This is a genomic window from Methylobacterium sp. WL18, assembly GCF_008040015.1.
Lineage (GTDB): Bacteria > Pseudomonadota > Alphaproteobacteria > Rhizobiales > Beijerinckiaceae > Methylobacterium > Methylobacterium mesophilicum.
This window is the reverse complement of the sequence record NZ_VRVD01000218.1, coordinates 1-7,351: the sequence shown is the minus strand read 5'-3', so window position 1 is coordinate 7,351 and position 7,351 is coordinate 1. Positions and strand designations below refer to the sequence as shown.

Genomic DNA, 7,351 nt, shown 5'->3' with positions numbered 1-7,351 from the left:
GGTCCGATCCCCCCGCCGCCCCCCGAGCCCGATGGACATCGAAGCCCTGCGGACCTCCACCCTCGCCTTCGTCGAGGCGCACAAGGTCTGGACGCCGCTGATCGCCGGGGGGCTCGCCTTCTGCGAGTCGATCGCGATCCTGTCGCTGTTCGTGCCGGCCACCGTGATCTTGATCGGCATCGGCGCCCTGGTCGGGGGGGCCGACATCCCGCTCTGGCCGGTGATCGGCGCCGCCGCCCTGGGGGCCGCCCTGGGCGATTGGCTCTCCTACGAGGCCGGGCGCTGGGTCGGGCCGGGCGCCCGCACCAAGTGGCCCCTGCGGCGCTACCCCGACCTCGTCGCCAAGGCGGAACGCTTCATCGGCCGCTGGGGCATCGCCGCGGTGGCGCTGGGGCGCTTCTTCGGGCCGGCCCGGGCCCTGGTGCCGCTGCTCGCCGGCACCCTCGGACTGGCGCGGCTGCCGTTCCAGCTGGCCAACGTCGCCTCGGCGCTGGTCTGGGCCTTCGTGCTGCTCGCCCCCGGGGCCGGGCTGCTCGCCTGGCTCGACCGGTGATCCGGCCGGCCCGCTGATGCGCCGCTTCCCGCCGGAGCGCATCGTCTGCCTCACCGAGGAGACCGTCGAGACCCTGTACCTTTTGGGTGAGGAGGACCGGATCGTCGGCGTCTCGGGCTACGCGGTGCGCCCGCCCCGGGTCCGGCGGGAGAAGCCCCGGGTCTCGGCCTTCACCAGCGCCGACCTCCCAAAAATCCTGGCGCTGGCGCCGGACCTCGTCCTGGCGTTCTCCGACCTCCAGGCCGACATCGTCGCCGATCTCGCCCGCGCGGGTGTCGCCGTGCACCTGTTCAACCAGAGGGATGTGGCGGGCTGCCTGGCCATGGTCCGCACCCTGGGGGCCCTGGTCGGGGTCCCGGAGCGGGCCGACGCGCTCGCGCGGTTCTTCGAAGAATCCCTGCATTCCGCCGCCGCACAGGCCCCGACCCGGCCCAGACTTCGCGTTTACTTCGAAGAGTGGGACGCGCCGATGATCTCCGGAATCGGCTGGATCTCCGAATTAATCGGCTTCGCCGGCGGCCAGGACGTGTTCCCCGAACTCAGCCGACAGCCGGCCGCGAAGGACCGGATCGTCACCGCCGACCAGGTGATCGCCGCCGCCCCCGACGTGATCCTGGCCTCCTGGTGCGGCAAGAAGGTCAACGTCGATCGCATCCGCGCCCGCCCCGGCTGGGACGCGATCCCGGCGGTGCGGACCGGCCGGATCCACGAGATCAAGGCCCCGCTGATCCTCCAGCCGGGCCCCGCCGCGCTCACCGACGGGTTTGCCGCGATCCGGTCGTTCCTGGCTTAAGTCTCTGCAGTCACAGGGATGTTTTGCCGATGGGCCGGGGGCGATCCCGCGCCGCAGGTGACGGATCGGCCGCGTTTCGGCAGGATGTCCCGATTCGACACAGGCGAATCCCGCAACCGCATGTCCGCTTCCCTCGGCCTCCCCGCGCTCCCGGCGGGCGCCACGATCCTGCCCCCCGACCGGCGGCAATCGCCCACCGCCCTGCGGATCCAGCGCGGCGTGCGCCGCCTGTTCTCCGAGATGGGCTGCGTCACCCTGCCGGAATTCTCCCTGGTCAACGGCCGCCGCGCCGACGTGATCGCCCTGTGCGGCGCCGGCCGGCTCACCATCGTGGAGATCAAGTCGAGCGTCGCGGATTTCCGCGCCGACAGAAAGTGGCCTGATTACAGGGACTTCTGCGACCGGTTCTTCTTCGCCATCCCCGAGGACGTGCCCGAATCCCTGATCCCGGAAGAGTGCGGCCTGATCGTCGCCGACGGCTACGGCGCCGGCATCCTGCGGGAGGCGCCGGAGCACCCGCTCAGCGGCCCCCGCCGCAAGGCCGTCACCCTCCGCTTCGCCCACAGCGCCGCCCGCATCCTCCACGCGCTGGCCGACCCGGGCGCGGTGCGGGAGGGGGCGCTGTAGGGTACTGTACGGGGCCGCTCACACCGACTCGACCCCATGCATGCGTCTGGTCCTCGACACCAACATCCTCGTGGCCGCGCTGCGAAGCCCGGCGGGCGGTTCGGCTGCGCTGCTGCGCCGGATCAGGGCAGGCGAGTTCCGGATGCTTTTGAGCGTCCCGCTGTTCCTCGAATATGAGGCCGTCGCCCTGCGGCCGGAGCATCTGCGGGCAGCCCGGATCTCCGCGGCGGATGTCGGCAATGTCCTCAACGTGCTGGCCCTGTTCGCGGAGCCCGTCGTGATCCATTATCTCTGGTGGCCGCGGCTGCGGGATCCTGCGGACGAGATGGTGCTCGAAGTGGCGGTCAACGGACGGGCCGACGCGATCGTCACGTTCAACAGGGCGGATTTCGGGGCCGCCCCGTTGGGCTTCGGGATCGCCGTCGCCAGTCCGAGCGACGTCCTGCAAAGAGGCTGAAGGATGGATCGCGACGTTACGGTGCGCCTGCCCCATGGGCTGACCGATGCGGCCGAGCGGATCGCCCGCGAAGGCGGGACCACGCTCGATCAATTCGTCGCAACGGCCGTGGCCAAGAAGCTTTCGGCCATCACGTCGGCGGCGTTCCTCGCCGAACGCGGGGCGCGAGCGGATCTCGCCGCCTTCGATCGCCTCATGACCCGGCAGGGCGGTCTCCCGCCGGCGCTGGAGGATCGTCTTCGGGACTGATCCCCTGCCGGCTGTCGCGCGTCCGGGCTCCTCGATCGCTCGCTGATGCGGCGGTGATCTGGCGGCATAGCGGCGATCACCCGCTTCATCGGCAGGATTCGGCGAAAACGTTCGGCAGCCCGGCGAAACCTGCTTAGAATGGCCGAGCTTGCTGAAACTTCAGCGCCGAAACTAATCGATGACGCCCGTTGCCCTGTTCGAATTGATCCTCGCGCTCCTCGGGGCGGCCTTGCTGCTGTCTCTGATCGCCGGGCGGCTGGGGTTTCCCCCGGCCGCCGCCCTGGTGCTGGGCGGCATGGCGCTGGCGGTGGCGCCGGGCCTGCCGGCCTTCGATCTCGATCCGGACCTGATCATGGTCCTGTTCCTGCCGCCGCTGCTGCTCGAATCGGCCTACTTCACCGTCTGGCGCGACTTCCGCGCAAGCCTCGGCGCGATCCTGTCGCTCTCGCTCGGCGCGGTGCTGTTCACCACCCTGGTGGTCGGCCTCGTCGCCCACGCGGTGGTGCCGGCCCTGCCCTGGGCCGCCTGCTTCGCGCTCGGCGCCATCGTGTCGCCTCCGGACGCGGTCGCCGCCAAGGCGGTGCTGGCCCGGGTCGCCCTGCCCCGCCGGATGGTCACGGTCCTGGAGGGCGAGAGTCTCGTCAACGACGCCTCCGGCCTCGTGCTCTACCGGTTCGCCGTTGCGGCGGCGCTGACCGGCAGCTTCAGCGCCTGGGCGGCGGGGGGCAGCTTCGCCTGGCTGGCTGTGGCGGGCGTCGCGGTCGGGCTCGCCTGCGGCCTAGCGGTGAACGCGCTGGTGCGGCGCCTGCACGACGCCAACGCCGTGGCGGTGCTGAGTTTTCTGGCCTCCTACGCCGCCTACCTCGCCGCCGAGGAGATCCACGCCTCCGGGGTGCTCGCCGTGGTCGCCTGCGGGCTGATGATGGGCGGGCGCGAGCACGAGACCTTCGATGCCCATGTCCGGCGTCACGCCGTTTCGGTGTGGGAATTCGTGGTCTTCGTGCTGGAGGCCCTGGTCTTCGTGCTGATCGGGCTGGCCCTGCGCGGCGTGCTGGCCCGGTCCGGGGGCGACCTCGGCGCACTCGCCACGGGCCTGCCCCTGGCGGTCACCGTCACGGTGGCATGCGTGACCGCGCGGCTGCTCTGGGTGTTCCCCGCCGTCTACCTGCGGCGGACCCTGTCGGCCCGGGTTCGCGCCCAGGAGCCCCGCCCGGACCCGCGGGTGCCGCTGATCATCGGCTGGGCCGGCATGCGCGGGGTGGTGACCCTCGCCGCCGCCCTGGCACTGCCGGTGGACTTCCCGGGCCGCGACGCGATCCTGGTGGCGGCCTTCGCGGTGATCCTGTTCACCGTCCTGATCCAGGGTACGTCGCTCGGACCACTGATCCGGTGGCTGCGCCTCGACCCGCGCCAGAGCCTCCCCGAGGGCCATCTCGACGCCGCGATGGCCCGGGTGGTGATGAACGAGGCCGGGCTCGGTGCCCTTCAGCGGCTGGTGGCGCCCGGGTCCGGCGCCCTGCAGCATCCGCGTCTGGTGGAGGAATACCGTCGGCGGGTGCGGGCATCCTCCCGGGATCGCGACGAGCGCGGGGCCCTGGCCGCCGAGAAGACCGAGCATTTCGCAGCCGCGCTGCTGGCGGTGCGGTCCGGGCGCTCGGCGCTGATCGCCCTGCACCGGGAGAGCCGCATCCACAGCTCGGTGCTGCGGGCCCTGGAAGGGGAGATCGACCTGGAGGAGCTTCACCTGAAGCGCCTGGCCGGCGAGGCTCCGACGCACGGCGCTGCCTAAGACCGAGCCCCGACCGGAGCGTCAGGGTCCTTAAGGCTGCGCTTTCGCGCCTCGTGCCGGATGTCGGAACCGGCATGATGCGCTGGCATCTTGATTGACATCGTCTGTTTCCGAAGGCCGGCGGCCACCGTTCGGAACGATGCTCTAGCGAGTGGTGCAGGCATCGGCCGGGTTGCTGTAGCCGCTGTAGACGACCCGCACCTTGCGCAGGCAGGGGGCCGCCTCCTTGGGCGCCGCCACGGGGGAGATCTCCACCGGCTCGATCCGCAGGCTCGCCGTGACGGTCGGCTCCTCCGGGGTCGCCAGCGCGCGGCTGGCGCTCATCACGAACGGGGTGGCGACCATCGCCGAGACGGCGAGCGCGGCCAGGACGGCGATGTTCTTGCGGCCGAAATCGTGACGCGTGCGAGCCTGATGCATGACCGGTGGTCCGTCGTGTTCGGCAGCGCTGAGGTGCCGAAATCCCCTGTTTGCGGCGATAACTTGGCCGCGAACTTGACGGTTCCCGCTATGCCGAGAAAACGGCCTCGCTTGCGTGCTTCGCCACACAAGCGAGGCGCAGGCGCGAAGGATTCAGACGATCTTCCGGTACTGCACGAAACCCGACCGCTCCGCGATCCGGTCGTAGAGCAGCATTGCGTCGGTATTGGTCTCGTGGGTCAACCAATGGACACGGGAGCAGCCCGCGGCTTTTGCGGCCTCGTAGACATGCGCAATCAGCCGACGGCCGATTCCCGCGCCACGGACTGTGTCCGCCACGAACAGGTCCTGCAGGTAGCAGTAATCGCCGATCGTCCAGGCCGAGCGGTGGCGGATGTGGTGGACCAGTCCGACCGCCTCGGCCCCCCGCCAGGCCAGGGCGCCGTCGACCGGTTCGGCCGGGTCGTTGAGGCGGGCCCAGGTGCAATCCGTGACCGCCTCGGCGATCTCGACCTTGTAGAAGGCCTGGTAGCCCCGCCACAGCGGCAGCCACGCCGCCCGATCCTCCGGGCCGATCGGGCGGATCGCGATGGTCTCCGGTTCGATGGTCATGGTCCGCCTCTCCCGCATGGCACAGGGCGGAAGCTGACCACTCTCCGGACCCCGGACGCAAGCGCAACCGTGCGCGCGCTGCTGGCCCTCCGTCTTGCACCCCCCGCCGCCCGCACCTAAACCGACCCCCAGACCCGCATCGCCGAGCCGTCCCTGCCCATGTCCCACAAGAAATCGTTCCAGGGGCTGATCCTGACGCTGCAGGAGTTCTGGGCGGCGCAGGGCTGCGTGATCCTCCAGCCCTACGACATGGAGGTCGGCGCCGGCACGTTCCATCCGGCGACCACGCTGCGCGCCCTCGGGCCGAAGCCCTGGAAGGCGGCCTATGTCCAGCCGTCGCGCCGGCCCAAGGACGGCCGCTACGGCGAGAACCCCAACCGGCTCCAGCACTATTACCAGTTCCAGGTGATCCTGAAGCCGAACCCGCCGAACCTGCAGGAACTCTACCTCGCCTCCCTGGACGCGATCGGGGTCGACCTGAAGCTCCACGACATCCGCTTCGTCGAGGACGACTGGGAGAGCCCGACGCTCGGCGCCTGGGGCCTCGGCTGGGAATGCTGGTGCGACGGGATGGAGGTCAGCCAGTTCACCTACTTCCAACAGGTGGCCGGCTTCGAATGCGCCCCCGTGGCCGGCGAGCTGACCTACGGGCTCGAGCGGCTCGCCATGTACGTCCAGGGTGTCGAGAACGTCTACGACCTCGACTTCAACGGCGCCGAGGGCGCGGACCGGATCACCTACGGCGACGTGTTCCTGCAGGCCGAGCAGGAATATTCCCGGCACAACTTCGAGGCGGCCGACACGGCGATGCTGTTCCGCCAGTTCACCGACGCGGAGGCCGCCTGCCGGTCCTATCTCGACGCCGGCGCGCCCGCCGCCGAGACCGAGCGCCACCGCATGGCGCAGCCGGCCTACGACCAGTGCATCAAGGCAAGCCACGTCTTCAACCTGCTCGACGCCCGCGGGGTAATCTCGGTCACGGAGCGCCAGAGCTACATCCTGCGGGTGCGGGAACTCGCCAAGGCCTGCGGCGCGGCGTGGCTCAAGACGGCGGCCGGTGGAGCCCCTTGAGCCCTCGCGCGTTGCAACCCCCGCCAATCGGCGCGCTTCGGCGCGTCCGCAGACGCGGGAATCCCATGATGAAAAAGACCCTCCTCGCCCTCGGCGTCCTCGCGTTCGGTCTCGCCCCGGCGCACGCGGCCGACCCCGGCCCGGAGGCGGTGGTCAAGAAGCTTTATGCCGAACCGCGCCCGAATCACTCGGCCGTCTACACCAAGCGCCTCCAGGGCCTGTTCGACGCCGACGCCAAGCAGGCCAACGGCGCCACCGGCAGCCTCGACTTCGATTACCGCCTCAACGGCGAGCCCCTGAAGCCCGACACCGTGAAGGCCCTGACCTTCAAGGAGGCCACGGAGGGTAAGGACCAGGCGAAGGTCACGGTGGAGCGCAAGGGCGGGGACGGCTCGAAATCCATCGTCTTCGACCTCGTGCGCGAGGACGGAGCCTGGCGGGTGTCGGACGCCCACGCGATCGGCGATCGCAAATGGCAGCTCACCACCATCCTGAAGGGCGAGGCGCAATAAGGCCGGCCCCGGGCGTTCGACCCTCGACAGGCCAGCGGCGCGGCGATATGGCCGCGCCATGCCCGACCTCCTGCTCGAACTCCGCTCGGAAGAGATCCCCGCCCGCATGCAGCGGCGCGCGGCGGAGGATCTGAAGAAACTCGTCACCGACGCGCTGGTCGAGCGCGGCTTCCTGTACGAGGGCGCTAAGGCCTTCTCGACGCCGCGCCGCCTCGCCCTGCACATCGCCGGCCTGCCGGCTCGCGGCGAGGCCGTGCGCGAGGAGCGC

At 70.5% G+C, this 7,351-nt stretch carries 11 protein-coding genes; 9 read left to right on the top strand and 2 right to left on the bottom strand.

Annotation, left to right across the window (positions count from 1 at the left end):
• The first annotated feature begins 31 nt into the window (after positions 1-31).
• The 6 genes from FV228_RS16005 (at position 32) to FV228_RS15980 (ending at position 4,468) form a co-directional block, all read left to right on the top strand.
• Entirely contained in the window at positions 32-553 is a 522-nt protein-coding gene (locus FV228_RS16005; RefSeq protein ID WP_147855531.1) for a DedA family protein, read from the top strand.
• A gap of 16 nt (positions 554-569) precedes the next feature.
• Entirely contained in the window at positions 570-1,346 is a 777-nt protein-coding gene (locus FV228_RS16000) for a cobalamin-binding protein (RefSeq protein ID WP_147855530.1), read from the top strand.
• Positions 1,347-1,466: 120 nt separating this feature from the next.
• Complete coding sequence (locus FV228_RS15995; protein ID WP_147855529.1) at positions 1,467-1,973, top strand: MmcB family DNA repair protein; 507 nt, start codon at positions 1,467-1,469, stop codon at positions 1,971-1,973.
• 40 nt (positions 1,974-2,013) lie between these two features.
• Complete coding sequence (locus FV228_RS15990) at positions 2,014-2,430, top strand: putative toxin-antitoxin system toxin component, PIN family (protein WP_147855528.1); 417 nt, start codon at positions 2,014-2,016, stop codon at positions 2,428-2,430.
• Between the two features lie 3 nt (positions 2,431-2,433).
• Positions 2,434-2,679, top strand: a complete 246-nt coding sequence (locus FV228_RS15985) for a toxin-antitoxin system HicB family antitoxin (protein WP_147855527.1) — start codon at positions 2,434-2,436, stop codon at positions 2,677-2,679.
• 178 nt (positions 2,680-2,857) lie between these two features.
• Entirely contained in the window at positions 2,858-4,468 is a 1,611-nt protein-coding gene (locus FV228_RS15980; protein ID WP_147855526.1) for a Na+/H+ antiporter, read from the top strand.
• 144 nt (positions 4,469-4,612) lie between these two features.
• Here the strand turns inward: FV228_RS15980 and FV228_RS15975 are convergent, their stop codons facing one another.
• Together FV228_RS15975 and FV228_RS15970 are read right to left on the bottom strand one after the other, a co-directional pair.
• The gene (locus FV228_RS15975; RefSeq protein ID WP_147855525.1) at positions 4,613-4,888 is read right to left on the bottom strand and encodes a hypothetical protein; all 276 of its coding nucleotides are present in this window, start codon (positions 4,886-4,888) and stop codon (positions 4,613-4,615) included.
• A gap of 153 nt (positions 4,889-5,041) precedes the next feature.
• Positions 5,042-5,500: a GNAT family N-acetyltransferase gene (locus FV228_RS15970; RefSeq protein ID WP_147855524.1), complete on the bottom strand. Its 459-nt coding sequence runs from the start codon at positions 5,498-5,500 to the stop codon at positions 5,042-5,044.
• A gap of 159 nt (positions 5,501-5,659) precedes the next feature.
• On the opposite strand from FV228_RS15970, the gene FV228_RS15965 reads away from it, so the two are divergent.
• The 3 genes from FV228_RS15965 to FV228_RS15955 form a co-directional block, all read left to right on the top strand.
• The gene (locus FV228_RS15965) at positions 5,660-6,571 is read left to right on the top strand and encodes a glycine--tRNA ligase subunit alpha (RefSeq protein WP_147855523.1); all 912 of its coding nucleotides are present in this window, start codon (positions 5,660-5,662) and stop codon (positions 6,569-6,571) included.
• Positions 6,572-6,639: 68 nt separating this feature from the next.
• Entirely contained in the window at positions 6,640-7,083 is a 444-nt protein-coding gene (locus FV228_RS15960) for a hypothetical protein (RefSeq protein ID WP_147855522.1), read from the top strand.
• A 58-nt stretch (positions 7,084-7,141) separates the two neighbouring features.
• Positions 7,142-7,351, top strand: a 210-nt coding sequence (locus FV228_RS15955; protein ID WP_147855521.1) for a glycine--tRNA ligase subunit beta, incomplete at its 3' end; no start/stop codon positions are given.